The organism is Streptomyces sp. NPDC037421 (assembly GCF_055602105.1).
Map to the genome: position 1 here is coordinate 1 of NZ_JBVJWV010000040.1, position 15,472 is coordinate 15,472.

Here is a 15,472-nt window from a genome sequence, read left to right on the forward strand (position 1 = left end):
CCCCCCCCCCCCCCCCCCCCCCCCCCCCCCCCCCCCCCCCCCCCCCCCCCCCCCCCCCCCCCCCCCCCCCCCCCCCCCCCCCCCCCCCCCGCCCGTCGTTCGTCCGGCCGTCCGTCAGTCAGTGGGGGATCGCCCGGGAGGGCCGGGTGACCAGGTCCTCGCGGAACTCCGCGATCCTGGAGTGGACCTGGCGCATCAGGTGGGTGTCCTCGATGCGGTCCAGGTAGAGGCAGCGGTCGGCGAGCCCGCGCAGCTCGAAGGCGAAGCACAGGGACATCAGCGGGTTCACGAAGAGCTCGCTGCCCCGGGTGCGTTCGGTGAACCGGACGTCGCCGAAGGAGCCGCGGACGGCCGCCGCGACCGACCCCGCCACGATGCTCGGACGGTCCGGCGTGTGGTCCTGGGCATGGGCCACCGCGTCCAGGAAGAGTGCCCCCTCCCGAGTGGCCCGTGGTATCGAGAAGGCGCCGAGGTACGCCCCGTCCCGTTCCAGCGCCGCGATGTTCTCCAGGACCAGGGCGTGACTGACCCCGTGGTACGCGTCCACGCCGAAGCCGACCGACACCACGAGCCGTTCCGGTACGTCGTCCAGCGCGGCCAGCGCCGCCACGCTGGTCAGGTCCTCCTCCGGCGTGCCGAGGCCCGCCTCGTCGCCCCGCATCAGGATGTCCGTGCCCCCGTCGACGAGCACCACCGCGTCGATCCGGTGGAGGCCGATCAGCGCCCGGTAGGCGGCGCGCAGCGGCTGCACCCCGACCTGGGGGAAGGCGTACACCGTCGAGGGGTAGCGGTGCAGCCGGAGCCACTGCGCGAGGGTCCGCTCCGGGAAGTAGGACAGGTGGGGCGCGGAGTCGGGGGTGACGACGGCCAGGTCGGGGGCCGCCCACTCCTCGGCGGGCAGCCCGGCGAGGGTGGAGAAGGAGAGGTTCGCCAGGTACACCTCCTTGCCCTGGTGCAGAAGCGACAGCGCGATGGGCAGGCCCGAGTAGATGTCGAAGCCCCCGCCGGCGCCGGCGACGAGGACGCGTTCCGCCGTGGCCAGACGGGCGAAGAGGGGGTTGGTGTGCAGGGCGGTCATGGCGATCATTGTGCGGGGCCCAGGCACGCGCGGGCACGGGGATTTCACGGCGGGGGAGCGGGAAGCCATGTGGAGCGGTGACGAACTGGACCTGGACGCGTACCTGGCGCGGATCGGGCTCGGCGGCGGGACGGGACGGGCGGCGGGGGAACTCCGGCCGGACCTCGGGACGTTGTACGAGGTGCACCGGGCCCACACCGCCGCCATCCCCTTCGAGAGCCTGGACGTCCTGCTCGGCCGCCCCGTCGAGCTGGAGGTCAAGGCTCTGGAGGACAAGCTCGTGCACGCCCGCAGGGGTGGCTACTGCTACGAGCAGAACTCGCTGCTGGCCGCTGCCCTGGAGCGGATCGGCTTCGAGGTCTCCGGGCGCGGTGCCCGCAACCGTACGCGGGGCGACTCCCTGCTGGCGGTGACGCACGCGATGCTCGTCGTCACCGTCGAGGGCGAACCGTGGCTCTGCGACGCCGGATTCGGCTCCATGGGCCCGCGCGAGCCCGTCCCGCTCGCGCGGCCCGGCACCGAGGTGTGCCAGGGCCCGTGGACGTACGCGGTCCACGAGGAGGAGGAAGGCGTCCTCGTGCTCCGGACCCGCCGCGGGGAGGACTGGCGGGACCTGTACGCCTTCTCCCCGCAGCGGTACCACCCCGTGGACTACGTCGTGCTGAACCACTACAGCTCCACGCACCCCCGGTCCTCCTTCGTCGGGAAGGCCATCGTGCAGCTCCCGGGGGACGCCGTGCGCAAGACGCTCGTCGGGCGCGAGCTGACGCACCTGTTCCCCGACGGGCGGACCGAGCGGGAGCCGGTGGACTCCGGCCGGCTGCCCGCCCTCCTCGACCGGGAGTTCGGGCTTCGGCTGCCCGATCGGGATGCGGCGGAACTGGTACGGATCCACCGCTCCGGGGACTGACCCGGACCGCGCCCGGCCCGTACGATGGCGCGGTGCTGGTCAAGTGGATTCGCTGCACGGTGACGGACCGACGCGGGTTCGAGCGCGGGCAGCGCAAGTGGGCGGGGCTGCCCGGCGAACCGGGATTCCGGGGCCAGGGCGGCGGCTGGAGCAGAGGCCGGCAGGGGGTCGCGCATGTCTTCGCGTTCTGGGAGAGCCGTTCCTTCTACGACTCGTTCATGGCCCGCTCGCACGACAGACTGGCGGCCTCACAGAACGGCACCTACACCGATGCCCGGGTCACGCTCTTCGACCACCGCTTCGACGTGAAGACCGGCTTCGAGCCGCGCTTCAGCGACGCCGATGTGGTGCGCGTCGCCCACACCCGCGTGCGGGAAGGGCGCGTGGACCATTTCGCGCTGATGCAGGAGAAGGTGTGGAACCCCGCCATGGCGGGGTCGCCCGGGATGATCCGGGGCCTGTTCGGGGAGGCGCCCGGGCGGGAGTTCCTGGTGCTGTCGATGTGGCGGGCGGCGGCGGAGCACGGCAAGTACCGGCAGGAGCGGGTCGAGCGGCTCTCGCTGCGCGCCCAGACCGAGGCCGATGTGGAGGCGCTCACCGGGGACGTCGTCGACCTCGAACCCGGCTGGACGGTATGACCGTAGGACAAGCGTCACCCCCGACCGGCGTGCCCGGGGCGTACCCGTCCCGGCGGCCGAATAGGGTCGGGGGATGGTTCGACCACGGCGCATCGTCCTAGTCCGGCACGGGGAATCGGAGGGAAACGTCGATGACACGGTGTACGAGCGGGAGCCCGACCACGCCCTGCGGCTGACCCGCACCGGCCACGAGCAGGCCGCGGCCGCGGGGGAGCGGCTGCGCGAGCTCTTCGGCGAGGAGAGCATCAGCGCGTACGTCTCCCCCTACCGCCGGACCCTGCAGACCTTCCGCGAACTGCGGCTGGACCCGGCGCGGGTACGCATGCGAGAGGAGCCCCGGCTGCGCGAGCAGGACTGGGGGAACTGGCAGGACCGCGACGACGTGAAGCTCCAGAAGGCGTACCGGGACGCGTACGGGCACTTCTTCTACCGCTTCGCGCAGGGCGAGTCGGGCGCCGACGTCTACGACCGCGTCGGCTCCTTCCTGGAGAGCCTCTACCGCAGCTTCGAGGCCCCGGACCATCCCGAGAACGTCCTGCTGGTCACCCACGGCCTGACGATGCGGCTGTTCTGCATGCGCTGGTTCCACTGGTCGGTGGCCGAGTTCGAGGCCCTGTCCAACCCGGGCAACGGCGAATACCGCGTCCTGCTGCTCGGACCCGACGGCCGGTACCGGATGGACCGCCCGTTTGAGCGGTGGACCACACCCGAGCCTTATGACCTGGACGGCTAAAGTGACGCGCGATGACCGCTGACTCCACTTCCGAAACGCGTTACGCACGCGCCCTGTCCAGCCTCCGAGGGCTGGCCCTGGGGGATGCCCTGGGCTCCCAGTACTTCGTTCCCGTCAACTATCCGCTGCTGAAGCGGCGCGAGCTGCCGGCCGGCAGCGAGCCGTGGCAGTGGACCGACGACACCGAGATGGCCTGCTCGGTGCTGGCCGTGCTCGCCACGCACGGCCGCGTCGACCAGGACGCGCTGGCGGCCTCCTTCGCCGACCACCACGACTTCGACCGCGGCTACGGGCCCGCCGTGAACCGGATGCTGCGCCTCGTCCGGGAGGGCGAGGACTGGCGCACGCTGGCCGCCGAGCTCTTCAACGGCCAGGGCTCCTGGGGCAACGGCGCCGCCATGCGGATCGCCCCGCTCGGCGCCTGGTACGCGGACGACCCCGAGCAGGCCACGCACCAGGCGGAGATCTCCGCCTACACCACCCACCAGCACCGCGAGGCGGTGTGCGGGGCGATGGCCGTCGCCGCCGCGGCCGCGCTGGCGGCGTCCCCGGCGGGGGCGCCGACCGCCGCGGACCTGCTCGACGGGGTGATCGCACTGGTGCCGCGCAGCGCCGTCGGCGCGGGGGTGCGCAGGGCGCGGGACATGCTGGACTACGGCGACGCGACCACGGTCGCCGCGGTGCTGGGCTGCGGGCGGCGCACGAGCGCCCACGACACGGTGCCCTTCGCGCTGTGGTCGGCGGCCCGGGCGCTGGACGACTTCGAGCGGGCGTTCTGGACCACCGCACAGGTGGGCGGCGACGTGGACACCACCTGCGCGATCGTCGGCGGGGTACTGGGCGGGCGCGGGGACGCGGCGCTGCCGCAGGCCTGGCTGGACCGGACCGAGGCGCTCCCGGCGTGGCTGCCCGGCCTGCCCGGCTGACGGGTACCGGCTGCTGAGGGGCCCCGGCCGGGTGGCGCCGGTGCCGGGCGGGAGGGTGCCGGGCGCGGGGGTGGCTCCGCGCCCGGTGCTCCTCGTACGTCTGTCCAGGCGGTGGCCGTACGGCTCGTACGGGGCCGCGCGCTCAGGCCGCGGGGCCGGCCTCGGCGGCGGCTCCGCTCAGGGCCTCCAGGTCGCTCTTGCGCACCCGGATCACCAGCAGCGCGGTGGCCAGTGCCAGCCCCGCCATGGCGACGGCGGCGATGAAGGCGGTGGAGATGCCCTGGGTGAGGACGAGGTCCCCCCAGGGGTCCGGCAGCTGCCCGGTCTCCTTGAAGGCGGCCAGCTGCTCCGGTTCAGCGTGCGCCATGAAGTCCGGGACCTGTTTGGCGGCTTCGTCGCGCCCGGCGGTGCCGAAGACGGTGACCAGGATCGACAGGCCGAGCGAACCGCCCACCTGCTGGCTGGCGTTCAGCAGCCCGGAGGCCGCGCCCGCCTCCTGCGGTGCCACGCCGGAGACTGCGGTGAGGGTGAGGGTGACGAAGTTGAGGCCCATGCCGAAGCCGAACAGCAGCATCGGGCCGAGCACGCCGGACAGGTAGGTGCTGTCGGTGCGGATGAAGGTCAGCCAGGCCAGGCCGATCCCGGTGAGGGCCGAGCCGGTGACCATGAACGGCTTGGGGCCCAGGCGCGGCAGGAAGCGCTGCGAGAGCCCGGCGGCGGCGATGATCGCCACCGTCACCGGCAGGAAGCCGACGCCGGACTGGATGGGTGAGAAGCCCAGCACGTTCTGCACGAACTGGACGATGAAGAAGAACATGCCGAACATGGCGGCGGCGAGACCGAGCATGATCAGGTAGGTGCCGGCGCGGTTGCGGTCGGCGAACATCCGTAGCGGGATGATCGGTTCGGCGGCGCGCGACTCGATGAGCACGAAGAGGCCGAGCAGGACGACGGCGGCGGCGAAGGAGCCGATGGTCAGCGAGTCGCGCCAGCCGTCCTCGGACGCGCGGATGAACCCGTAGACGAGCGAGGCCATCCCGCCGGTCGAGGTGAGCGCGCCGGCCGCGTCGAAGCGGCCCGGGTGGCGTTCGGACTCGTTGATGTAGAGCGGGGCGAGGACGGCGATGAGCACGCCGATCGGCACGTTGACGAAGAGCACCCACCGCCAGTCGAGCCACTCGGTGAGCATGCCGCCGGCCAGCAGGCCGACGGCGCCGCCGCCGGCGGACACGGCGGCGAAGACCCCGAAGGCGCGGTTGCGGTCGGGGCCTTCGGCGAAGGTCGTGGTGATCAGGGCGAGCGCGGTCGGCGAGGCGATGGCCCCGCCGACGCCCTGGAGGGCGCGGGCCGCCATCAGCTGCCAGGGCTCCTGGGCGAAGCCGCCGAGCAGGGAGGCCAGGGTGAACAGCAGGATTCCGGCCACGAAGACGCGGCGTCGGCCCAGGATGTCGCCGGCCCGGCCGCCGAGCAGCAGCAGTCCGCCGAAGGCGAGGGTGTAGGCGCTGATCACCCAGGACAGGTCGGTGGTGGAGAAGGAGAGCGCCGTCTGGATGTGCGGGAGCGCGATGTTCACGATGGTCGCGTCGAGGACGACCATGAGCTGGCTGGCGGCGATGACGGCGAGCGCCACCCCTGGACGTCCGGGCCGTCGGGCGGCCCCCGGTATCCGGGGCGGGGCGAGTTGAGCGCTTGTCACTGTGGATCCCCCCGAAGTGAAATAGTGAACGCATTCGTTCACTGCGGGTCCACGGTAGGAGCCCGGATGTAGGGAACGCAAGCGTTCACTAAGGCTGAAAATGTGCGCGGGAAACGCGCGGGCCGGTCGGAGGTACGGGCATGGCGGATTCGGGCTGGCCGGAGGGGGCGGCGCCGGTGCGCAGGCGGGGGCCGGCGCTCGAACGGGCGATTTTGGACTCGGCCCTGGAGCAGCTCAGCACCGTCGGCTGGAACGCCCTCACCATGGAGGCGGTCGCGGCCGGGGCGCGCACCGGCAAGGCGGCCGTCTACCGGCGCTGGCCCACCAAGACCGATCTGGTGGCAGAGGTGCTGCGGGCGGGGCTGCCCGCACTGGGGGAGATCGCCGACCACGGATCGGTGCGCGAGGACCTGTACCGGCTGTGCGTGCGGATGCGGGACGTCATGCGCTCCCAGGCCGGGGTGGCACTCCGCGCGGTGCTTCACGAATGCGACCACGCCCACGCCGGACTGTTCCGAGAGGTGATCTGGAAGGGCCTGCACGAGCCGGCGCACGAGGTGATACGAGGGCTGTTCCAGCGTGGAATCGAGCGGGGAGATGTCCGGCCCGACGCCACGAGTCCCATGCTCACCGAGGTGATTCCGGCGATGCTCATGTACCGCGCGAAGGTGTGCGGAAGCGAATGGCCGGACGTCGAGATCGCGGAGATGATCGACGGGCTGATGGTGCCGATGCTCCGGGTGTGAACCGTCGGGAAGCCCGGCCGGAGGCCTCCGTACGAGCCCGCCGGCGCCCGCGGCCGGGCCCGCACGGGCACCCCGCGAACACCGGGGAGGGGCTCCGGACGGGGCGGCGCGCGCACGCCGCGCGGCCCCGCGGACACGCCCCGGCGCCGCTTGCCCCGGGCCGGGGTGTGCAGGCGGCCCGGGGCGGCGTAACCTTGCTGGCGCCATGCCGTACGAAGCACCCACCCACACCGTCGAACGCTCCCTCCGTGCAACCACCGGCGCCAAGGTCATCGCCGGGGTCGACGAGGTCGGACGAGGGGCCTGGGCCGGTCCCGTCACCGTCTGCGCGGCGATCACCGGCCTGCGCCGCCCGCCCGAGGGGCTCACCGACTCCAAACTGCTCACCCCGAAGCGGCGCGACGCGCTGCTCGAGGTCCTGGAGGACTGGGTCACCGCGCACGCCCTGGGGCACGCCTCCCCGGAGGAGATCGACGAACTCGGGATGACGGCGGCCCTGCGGCTCGCGGCGGTACGCGCGCTGGAGGCACTCCCGGTGCGGCCCGACGCGGTGATCCTCGACGGCAAGCACGACTACCTCGGCCCGCCCTGGCTGGTCCGTACGGTCATCAAGGGCGACCAGTCCTGCGTCGCCGTGGCCGCGGCCTCGGTGATCGCCAAGGTCCGGCGCGACCGGATGATGGCCGAACTCGGCGAACCGGGCGACGGAATCGAGGACTTCGCCTTCGCCGCGAACGCGGGCTACCCCTCGCCGGTGCACCGGGCCGCGCTGGAGGTGCGCGGGCCCACCGCGTACCACCGGCTCTCGTGGTCCTACCTCGACGCACTGCCCCAGTGGCGGCACTTGAAGAAGGTGCGCCGCAGCGAGGAAGCGATTGAGCTGGAAAACGGAGGCCAACTCGGCTTCGATTTCTGATCGCACCCACGTGCCACCAACCGGTACGTTTCGTACCGGTGTTTGATAGATATCAACTCATGCCTCTCACCCCCGCCATCGAGGAGCCTCAGATTCACGAGAGTGCCCAGGGTCCCCGCGTCACGCCGGCCGCGAGCCGCACCGCGCAGACCCCCCGCCCTGTACCTGGTCCGCGTCCCGTAGCCGTTCCCCGGCCCGGGCGCCCCGGTCCCTCCCCCGCGGCGGCGAGCCGCGCGGGTGTCGCCCCCCGGCCCGGTCCGCCCGCGCCGCGCGCGGCGGAGACCACCCCCGGGCCCGTTCCCGCGGCCCCCACCGCACCGTCCGTCTCGGCGGCGGTCCCGCAGGTCCAGCTGATCCCGGCCTCCGCCGAGGGTGCGCTGGACGCGGCCGAGGAGGCCGTGGACCTGCTGCTCGACACCGGGCGCGCGCCCGGCGAGATCCTGGTGATCACAACCGGCGACCCGCACCCGTGGGCCGCCCACGAACTGTCCTTCGGCGAGGCCTCCTACTGGGCCCAGCACGACGCCGGGGACGACGTCTTCTACGCGGACGCGGCGCACGTGCAGCGCGCCTCCGGCCGCCCCGTCGTGGTCTTCGCGGCCAACGGCGGACCGGCCGCGGCGACCTCCACCGCACTGCCGGTGGCGCTCGCCCGGGCGGGTGCGCTGCTGATCGTGTGCGGCGACGTCAAGCAGATCAACTCCGTACTGGGTGCGGGCGTCTGACGCCCCGTATCCCGCACGGGCGAGGGGCGGGGCGGGCCGTGGGCCGGCCCCGCTGAAGTCCGAAGCCCGACCAGCCGTACCCCCTTCCCCGGGAGTACGGCCGTGAGGGCTGCCCCCGCCCGTACGCGGCGGTGCGTGACGGCTCCCGACGGCTCCCGACGGCGTGCAGGTCCTGCCGCCGGCGCCGTCGCTCCCAGGACGTCGGTGCCCGGGTCCGCCGGCTGCGTCCTAGCGCGCGGCGGTCCGGCGCAGGGGCTCCGGCATGCCGCCCACGGTGCTCAGGGTCAGCGGCGTGCGCTCGGGGGTCAGGGAGCCGAGCGGCTCGGGCCGGGAGTCCGAACCGGGCCGCCGCCCGCCCCGGCCCTCACCCACCACCTGCCAGCCGCCGCGGGTCAGCGTGATGTACGCGCCGCAGCGCAGCCCGTGCAGGGTGCAGGCATCGCGCAGCCCCCACATCCAGGCACCGTCCTCCTCGGTCCAGCGCTCGTCGCCGTCACGGCAGTACATCAGCACCGCCGTCCGGACCGGGGTCCGGCGCCGCAGGTCGTGCGGGATGACCCGGCGCAGCCGCGAAAGCAGCGCGTTGCGGTATTCCCAGCCGTCCGCCGAAGCGGACTTCTGCACGAACGAGGCGCTCGCGACGAGCTGTTCCTCGGGGCCGAGCACGGCTATGACGGCGGTGGACGGAGCGGGGCTGTGCCGGGAGTGCAGCCCGCTGACCACCTCGCGCGGATTGCGGAGCAGGGGAACCCCCGCCGCCGTCCACTCGGAGGGTTCGAGCAGTCTGCCGTGCCGGCTTGCGCCACCGGCCGCCGCTGCCAGTGACGTGGTCGAGGACGGGGCGAATCCGAAGGTCACGGTCCTCCCTTCGGGTACACGCCCGCGTACGGGCACGGCTGAGGTGTGGGCGCGCCGCAGCGCGGCCCAGGAGAGTGCCGACGAGCCGAGCGGGAGCACTCCGATTCTCGCGTGGCCCGCGAGGATGGGGCAATGAGCATTTGCGGCCGCGGACCGGAATTCGCCGGTATGCCGCTCATATCCTTGCCCCGCCACGCCGAGGATGACGCATTCCGCTACGGCTGGAGCGCGAGCACCAGCGGAAACACCCCCTCGACCCCCGCCCGCCGCAGCAGCCGGGCGGCCACCGCGAGGGTCCATCCGCTCTCCGCGCGATCGTCGACGAGGAACACCGGACCCCGGACCTCGGAAAGGCTCGCCGCCAGGGCTGGCGGCACGGTCAACGCCTGGTGGAGCCCGCGGACCCGCTGGGCGCTGTTCGAGGACGGCAGCCCGAACTGCGGCGCCTGATCCGTGTATTCCAGCGCCCCCAGCAGGGGGATCCGCCCCACCTCGGCGATGCGCGCGGCCAGGGAGCCGACCAGCTGCGGACGGCTGCGCGAAGGCAGCGCGACCACGCCCACCGGCCGGGCCGGAGCGTCAGCGGCCCCCGAGGCCCAACCACCGGGACCCCGGGCCCAGTCGGCGAGCACGGCCACCACGGCCTGCGCCACATCGTCCGGAACGGGCTGGTCGGCCGCCTGCGGGGCCAGCATGGGACGCAGCCGGTTGCCCCAGCCGATGTCGGACAGCCTGCCCAGGGCGCGCCCGGTCGACGACTGCTCCCCGGCCGGGATCCGCCCCTTGAGGTCCACGCCCACCGCCGCGAGGCCGGTCGGCCACATCCTGCGCGGTTCCAGTTCCACTCCGGGGCGGCCCAGTTCGCCCCGCGCGGTGTCCAGCGCGGCGCCGGAGACGTCCGCCGTGAAGCGGGCGCCGGCGCAGTTGTCGCAGCGGCCGCAGGCGGCGGCCTCCTCGTCGTCGAGCTGGCGGCGCAGGAACTCCATCCGGCAGGCGGTCGTGGCCGCGTAGTCCCGCATCGCCTGCTGCTCGGCGGACCGCTGCCGGGCGACCCAGGCATACCGCTCGGAGTCGTACACCCAGGGCTCGCCGGTGGCGGTCCAGCCGCCCTTCACCCGGTGGACGGCTCCGTCCACGTCGAGCACCTTCAGCATCGTCTCCAGCCGGGTGCGGCGCAGGTCCACCAGCGGCTCCAGCGCGGGCAGCGAGAGCGGGCGCCCCGCCTGGGCCAGCACGTCCAGGGTGCGGCGCACCTGCTCCTCCGGGGGGAAGGCCACCGAGGCGAAGTACTGCCAGATCGCCTCGTCCTCACGGCCCGGCAGCAGCAGGACCTCGGCGTGCTCCACCCCGCGGCCGGCCCGGCCGACCTGCTGGTAGTAGGCGATGGGGGACGACGGCGAGCCCAGGTGCACCACGAAGCCCAGGTCGGGCTTGTCGAAGCCCATCCCCAGGGCGGAGGTCGCCACCAGGGCCTTCACCCGGTTGGCCTGGAGGTCGCTCTCCGCCTGCTCGCGGTCGGCGTTCTCCGTCTTGCCGGTGTACGAGGACACCGTGTGGCCGCGGTGGCGCAGGTAGGCGGTGACCTCCTCGGCGGCGGCCACCGTCAGGGTGTAGATGATTCCGGACCCCGGCAGCTCGGAGAGGTGGTCGGCGAGCCAGGCCAGCCGGTGCGCGGCGTCGGGCAGGGCCAGGACCGCCAGGCTCAGGCTCTCGCGGTCCAGCGGGCCGCGCAGCACCAGCGCGTCCGTGCCGGCCCCCGTGCCGAGCTGTTCCGCGACGTCGGCCGTCACCCGGGCGTTGGCGGTGGCGGTCGTCGCCAGCACGGGGACGCCCGGCGGGAGATCGGCGAGCATCGTGCGCAGCCGGCGGTAGTCGGGACGGAAGTCGTGTCCCCAGTCTGAGATGCAGTGCGCCTCGTCGACCACGAGCAGGCCCGTGGCAGCCGCCAGCTTGGGGAGCACCTGGTCGCGGAAGTCCGGATTGTTCAGCCGCTCGGGGCTGACCAGCAGGACGTCGACCTCGCCCGCCGCCACCTCGGCCTGGATGCCCTCCCACTCCTCCGGGTTGGCGGAGTTGATGGTGCGCGCGTGGATGCCCGCCCGCGCGGCTGCCTCGACCTGATTGCGCATCAGCGCCAGCAGCGGGGAGACGATCACGGTCGGTCCGGCGCCGCTCGCGCGCAGCAGGGAAGTGGCCACGAAGTAGACCGCGGACTTGCCCCAGCCGGTGCGCTGGACGACCAGGGCCCGCCGCTTGTGCGCGACGAGGGCCTCGATCGCCCGCCACTGGTCCTCGCGCAGCCGTGCGGTGCCCGTGGGGTCGCCCACGAGGCGGGCGAGTACGGAATCGGCCGAGGACCTCAGGTCTGCGTTCATGCCCCCATGCAACCCGATGGCTCTGACATCGCGCCAATGCGGATCCGGACCTGTGGATGTTGAAGATCGAACGGGTTATCCACAGGGGTTTCCGGATCGGACCGGGCACGGGACCGTCGGACGCATGACGACGAACCACGAATCACCCAGCCCGTCCGGACGGCCCTCCATCAGCCCCTCCGGAGTCCCCACCGAACCCCAGATCACCCTGCGCAGCCCGGCGGAACTGGCCGACGCGCTGCCCTACATGCTCGGCTTCCATCCCACCGACTCCCTCGTCATGGTCGCCGTACACGGCGAGAACGGACGCTTCGGCGGCCGCCTGCGCGTGGGCATCCCCCCCGCCACGGCCGAATGGGAGGACACCGCCCGGCAGGTCGCCGAATGCCTCATCCGCGGCAGCGAACGGCGCGGCGGCAAGCCCGACGGCATCGTTGTCTTCCTCTGCCAGGACCCCCGGGGCGGCGAGAGCGGGCAGCGGGTCATGACCCGGCTGCGGCCGCTCGCCCAGCGGCTGCGGATCGCCTGCGGCGCCCTGGACGTGCCGGTCCTGGAGGCGCTGTGCCTCTCCGCCGGCCGCTACTGGTCCTACACCTGCGGCGACGACGGATGCTGCCCGGCCGAGGGCAACCCGCTGGCGCCGCCCGGCACATCGGTGATGGCCGCCGCGGCCACCTTCGCGGGGCTCCAGGTCCGGGGCTCCCTCAAGGAGATCGAGAGCCGGCTGACCCCGCTCTGCGGGGCCTGGGCCGGCGAGCAGGAAGAGGCACTGGAGCGGGCCGCCACGGCCCTGGTGCCGAGGATCCTCGACGGGGCGACCCGGGAGGAGGTCGGCGCGCAGACCCTCGCCCTGGCGCGGACCCTGATGCGCCGCCTGACCCTCGCGCCGCCCGCGGAGGGCGGGCCGCTCGCCGACGACTGGGACGACGCGCTGCTCGGCCACGACGAGGCCGCCGCCGTGATCCTCGGGCTCCAGGACCGGGAGATCCGCGACATCGCCGCCGAGTGGATGGAGGACGACGAAGCCGCGCCCGCCCTGAGGCTGTGGCGGGCCCTGGCCCGGCGCTGCGTCGGTGCCTACGGGGAGCACGCGGCTGCCCCGCTGACCCTGGCCGGCTGGGTCTCATGGTCCACCGGGGACGAGCCGACCGCCCGGATCGCGTTCGGGCTGGCCCTGCGGGCCGACGCCGAGTACCGGTTCGCCCAGCTCCTCCACCACGCCTGCAACGAGGGCATCGACCCCGAAGGGCTGCGGGAGTGCCTGCGGGAGGAGCGCAGGCGCCGCGAGCCGGGCCGCAAGCGGCCCGCCGGAGCCACCCGCCCGCCCGGCCGCCGCACCGGGCAGCGCCGCCGCGCCTCCCGCCGCACCGAGGGGAGCGGGCAGTGAGCCCCCGGCAGGGCCCGGCGGGTGTCCTGCGGGGTGCGGCGGGCCGGCCCCCGCGCCGAAGCCGGCCCGCCCGGGGCGGGCAGCCGCCACCGGGGCCCGTGACCCGGGCGGGGGTGGGGGCGTTCAGCTGGGGGGTGGTGGGGGCCCGGCCGCGCCGCCGCCCCGCAGAACCGGCCGGAGCGCAGACAAGGCGGCACATGGCTCCCCCCGTACCCCGAAGCGGCCCGTCCGGGCCCCCTCCCACCCCAGCTTCCCGCCAGCCGGAATCGGCGCCCGGGTACCCGGCGGAGCGCCCGCCGGAGCGCCCGGCCGGCCCGATGCCGGGGGCTGCCGTGCCGCCGGGGCAGCCGCCGGGGCAGCCGCCTGGGCAGGCGTCCGGTGCCGGTGCGGGCTCGATCGCTGCGGGGTGGGGTGCCGCTGCGGGGCAGCCGCCGGGCGCTGGTGCGGGTGCCGGTGCCGGGGTGCCCGGGCAGACGGCCGCCGCCGGTGCCGGGCGTCGGGCCGAGTTGCCGCCGGTGCACGGGGCGGTCATCTGTGTCGCCGCGCCCTGCCTGGCCATCTCGCCCGAGCACGGCCAGCTGACCGGCCGGGGGATCGACGGGATCTACCGCTCCGGGCGCAGGCTGCTCTCACGCTGCGTGCTGCGCGTCGCCGGGCGGGACCCGGTCGCCGTCCAGGGCCGCAGCCTCGGCGCGGACCGGGCCGCCTTCACCGCCACCGTCCGCACCGGGGTCGAGCCCGGGCCGGACCCCGACATCGGGGTCGAACGGATCCGCCACGCCGACGGCACCGAGCGCATCACCATGCGCAGCTTCGCCGCCCGCCCCCTGCGCCTGCCCGTGGAGGTTTCCCTCGGCACCGACCTGGCCGAGCTGGCCGCGGTGGCCGCCGGCCGCGCCGGGCCGGAGCTCGCTGCCGCGGTGCACGCGGCCGGACTGCGCTGGAGCACCGGGGACGCCCTGGCCGTCACCACCGCCGAGCCGGCCCCCGACGACGCCCTCGCCTCGGCCGGGCTGCTGCGGTGGGAGCTCGACCTCGGCCCCGGCGAGTCCCGCACCATCGAGCTGCGCACCACCCGGGACCGCACCGCGCGGGCCCCCGCCGGGCAGGTGGCGAACCCCTTGGCCGCAGCCCGCGCGGAGGGGGACGACCCGAGGGTCGACGCGTGGTTCCGCACCAGCGTCGAAGACCTCCGGGCGCTGCTCCTGCGGGACCCCGCGGAACCCGGCGACGCCTTCGCGGCGGCAGGAGTGCCGTGGCGGCTCGGGCCGGCCCCGGCGGAGTCGTTGTGGGCCGCGCGGATGGCACTGCCGCTCGGCACCGGACTGGCTGCCGCCACGCTGCGGATCCTGGCCCGCGGGCAGACCGGGGGCCGGGGCCCGGACGCGGGGAAGATCCCGGGTCCGCTGCGGGCCGCCGGGCCGCAGCTGCCGCCCGGCTGCACCGGGACCGAAGCCACCCTCGGCTTCCCGGCGGTGCTCGCGGAGGCCCGGCGGTGGGGCCTGCCCGAGGAGGAGGTGGCCCGGCTGCTGCCCGTCGCCGAGCGCTGCCTGGACTGGCTGCGCGGGGCGCTGGGGGAGGACGGTTTCCTGGCCGACCCCGACCCGGGGCCCCGGCGCTGCGAGACCCAGGCCCACGCGCATCGGGCCGCGCTGCTCGGCGCCGACCTGCTGGACGGGTGCGGGCGCGGCGGAGCGGGGGAGTGGCGGGAGTGGGCGGCCGCCCTGCGGGAGAGGTTCCGGGCCCGGTTCTGGATCGACGGCCCGGACGGGGGCCGCCCCGCCGCCGCCCTGCACCCCGACGGCCGGCCGCTGCCCCGGCTCACCGGAGCCGCCGCGCACCTGCTGGACACGGGCCTGCTCGGCGGGGGCCGGATGGCGCCCGGGCTGCTGGACCCCGTCCGCACCGAACAGCTCGCCCGGCTGCTGGGAGCCCCCGCCATGGATTCGGGATGGGGATTGCGGAGCATGGCGGCCCGGGAGCCCGGGCACAACCCCTTCGGCCACCGGTCGGGAGCGGTCCGGGCCCACGAGAGCGCCGTCGCGGTGGCCGGGCTGGCCCAGGCGGGCTTCGAGAAGGAGGCCGCCGGTCTGCTGCGGGGCCTGCTCGACGCGGCGGAGGCCTTCGAGTACCGGCTGCCGGAGATGCACGCCGCCGAGCAGCGCACCGCGGGCAGCGCGCCCCTGCCGCATCCGGCGGCCTGCCGGCCCGCGGCCGTGGCCGCGGCCGCAGGGATCCACGCGCTCACCGCCCTCGCCGGCATCCGCCCGGACGCCCCGGCGGGCACGGTAGCCGTGGCCCCCAGGGCGGGCGCCCCCCTCGGTGCCCTGCGACTCTCCGGGCTGCGGGTGGCGGGGGAGCCCTTCACCGTCCGGATCAGCCGGCTCGGCGTCGGCATGGTGGAGGAGGCGGCCGATGGGCTCCAACTGGGAGGCTGAGGGGAGGCCCGCACGGTGGCCCCTGGTGCTCGGGAGGATCCTGACT

13 protein-coding genes are annotated in these 15,472 nt (G+C 74.7%); 9 read left to right on the forward strand and 4 right to left on the reverse strand.

Annotated elements, in window-relative coordinates; all coding sequences use genetic code 11:
* Positions 1–118 precede the first annotated feature (118 nt).
* Positions 119–1,078 (reverse strand): DUF1152 domain-containing protein, encoded by a 960-nt coding sequence (locus ACZ7IF_RS34420; RefSeq protein WP_470979877.1) that lies wholly within the window; start codon positions 1,076–1,078, stop codon positions 119–121.
* 67 nt (positions 1,079–1,145) lie between these two features.
* Between ACZ7IF_RS34420 and ACZ7IF_RS34425 the strand changes: the two genes are divergently transcribed.
* The 4 genes from ACZ7IF_RS34425 to ACZ7IF_RS34440 all read left to right on the forward strand — a co-directional run bounded on the left by ACZ7IF_RS34425 (position 1,146) and on the right by ACZ7IF_RS34440 (position 4,285).
* The gene (locus ACZ7IF_RS34425) at positions 1,146–1,988 is read left to right on the forward strand and encodes an arylamine N-acetyltransferase family protein (RefSeq protein WP_470979880.1); all 843 of its coding nucleotides are present in this window, start codon (positions 1,146–1,148) and stop codon (positions 1,986–1,988) included.
* Positions 1,989–2,020: 32 nt separating this feature from the next.
* Entirely contained in the window at positions 2,021–2,626 is a 606-nt protein-coding gene (locus tag ACZ7IF_RS34430) for a YdbC family protein (RefSeq protein WP_007266991.1), read from the forward strand.
* Between the two features lie 73 nt (positions 2,627–2,699).
* Positions 2,700–3,359, forward strand: coding sequence for a histidine phosphatase family protein (locus ACZ7IF_RS34435; protein ID WP_362461526.1), 660 nt, complete (start codon positions 2,700–2,702; stop codon positions 3,357–3,359).
* Positions 3,360–3,370: 11 nt separating this feature from the next.
* Positions 3,371–4,285 carry an ADP-ribosylglycohydrolase family protein gene (locus ACZ7IF_RS34440; protein ID WP_470979883.1) on the forward strand — a complete coding sequence of 305 codons (915 nt, stop codon included), beginning with the start codon at positions 3,371–3,373 and terminating at the stop codon, positions 4,283–4,285.
* Between the two features lie 142 nt (positions 4,286–4,427).
* On the opposite strand, the gene ACZ7IF_RS34445 is transcribed toward ACZ7IF_RS34440, so the two are convergent.
* Entirely contained in the window at positions 4,428–5,981 is a 1,554-nt protein-coding gene (locus ACZ7IF_RS34445; protein ID WP_470979886.1) for an MFS transporter, read from the reverse strand.
* Between the two features lie 140 nt (positions 5,982–6,121).
* Here ACZ7IF_RS34445 and ACZ7IF_RS34450 point away from each other — a divergent pair, with 140 nt between their 5' ends.
* From ACZ7IF_RS34450 to ACZ7IF_RS34460, 3 genes are all read left to right on the forward strand, one after another.
* A complete protein-coding gene (locus tag ACZ7IF_RS34450) occupies positions 6,122–6,727 on the forward strand; it encodes a TetR/AcrR family transcriptional regulator (protein WP_470979888.1) in 606 nt (201 codons plus the stop codon).
* Positions 6,728–6,932: 205 nt separating this feature from the next.
* Positions 6,933–7,643, forward strand: a complete 711-nt coding sequence (locus ACZ7IF_RS34455) for a ribonuclease HII (RefSeq protein WP_470979891.1) — start codon at positions 6,933–6,935, stop codon at positions 7,641–7,643.
* 59 nt (positions 7,644–7,702) lie between these two features.
* A complete protein-coding gene (locus ACZ7IF_RS34460) occupies positions 7,703–8,368 on the forward strand; it encodes a hypothetical protein (protein WP_470979894.1) in 666 nt (221 codons plus the stop codon).
* A 228-nt stretch (positions 8,369–8,596) separates the two neighbouring features.
* On the opposite strand, the gene ACZ7IF_RS34465 is transcribed toward ACZ7IF_RS34460, so the two are convergent.
* Positions 8,597–9,226, reverse strand: a complete 630-nt coding sequence (locus ACZ7IF_RS34465; protein WP_470979897.1) for a hypothetical protein — start codon at positions 9,224–9,226, stop codon at positions 8,597–8,599.
* A gap of 215 nt (positions 9,227–9,441) precedes the next feature.
* Entirely contained in the window at positions 9,442–11,601 is a 2,160-nt protein-coding gene (locus ACZ7IF_RS34470; RefSeq protein WP_470979900.1) for a RecQ family ATP-dependent DNA helicase, read from the reverse strand.
* 124 nt (positions 11,602–11,725) lie between these two features.
* On the opposite strand from ACZ7IF_RS34470, the gene ACZ7IF_RS34475 reads away from it, so the two are divergent.
* Both ACZ7IF_RS34475 and ACZ7IF_RS34480 read left to right on the forward strand, forming a co-directional pair.
* The gene (locus ACZ7IF_RS34475) at positions 11,726–12,988 is read left to right on the forward strand and encodes a DUF4192 domain-containing protein (RefSeq protein ID WP_470979902.1); all 1,263 of its coding nucleotides are present in this window, start codon (positions 11,726–11,728) and stop codon (positions 12,986–12,988) included.
* A gap of 317 nt (positions 12,989–13,305) precedes the next feature.
* On the forward strand, positions 13,306–15,426 hold the full coding sequence (locus ACZ7IF_RS34480; RefSeq protein ID WP_470979905.1) for a glycogen debranching N-terminal domain-containing protein: 2,121 nt from the start codon (positions 13,306–13,308) through the stop codon (positions 15,424–15,426).
* Positions 15,427–15,472: the final 46 nt, after the last annotated feature.

Excerpts from the sequence above, each read along its gene's own strand:
- ACZ7IF_RS34470 (WP_470979900.1), bottom strand. The coding sequence starts at position 11,601 with ATGAACGCAGACCTGAGGTCCTCGGCCGATTCCGTACTCGCCCGCCTC.
- ACZ7IF_RS34420 (WP_470979877.1), bottom strand. The coding sequence starts at position 1,078 with ATGACCGCCCTGCACACCAACCCCCTCTTCGCCCGTCTGGCCACGGCG.
- ACZ7IF_RS34440 (WP_470979883.1), top strand. The coding sequence starts at position 3,371 with ATGACCGCTGACTCCACTTCCGAAACGCGTTACGCACGCGCCCTGTCC.
- ACZ7IF_RS34475 (WP_470979902.1), top strand. The coding sequence starts at position 11,726 with ATGACGACGAACCACGAATCACCCAGCCCGTCCGGACGGCCCTCCATC.
- ACZ7IF_RS34460 (WP_470979894.1), top strand. The coding sequence starts at position 7,703 with ATGCCTCTCACCCCCGCCATCGAGGAGCCTCAGATTCACGAGAGTGCC.
- ACZ7IF_RS34425 (WP_470979880.1), top strand. The coding sequence starts at position 1,146 with ATGTGGAGCGGTGACGAACTGGACCTGGACGCGTACCTGGCGCGGATC.
- ACZ7IF_RS34480 (WP_470979905.1), top strand. The coding sequence starts at position 13,306 with ATGCCGGGGGCTGCCGTGCCGCCGGGGCAGCCGCCGGGGCAGCCGCCT.
- ACZ7IF_RS34450 (WP_470979888.1), top strand. The coding sequence starts at position 6,122 with ATGGCGGATTCGGGCTGGCCGGAGGGGGCGGCGCCGGTGCGCAGGCGG.
- ACZ7IF_RS34455 (WP_470979891.1), top strand. The coding sequence starts at position 6,933 with ATGCCGTACGAAGCACCCACCCACACCGTCGAACGCTCCCTCCGTGCA.
- ACZ7IF_RS34435 (WP_362461526.1), top strand. The coding sequence starts at position 2,700 with ATGGTTCGACCACGGCGCATCGTCCTAGTCCGGCACGGGGAATCGGAG.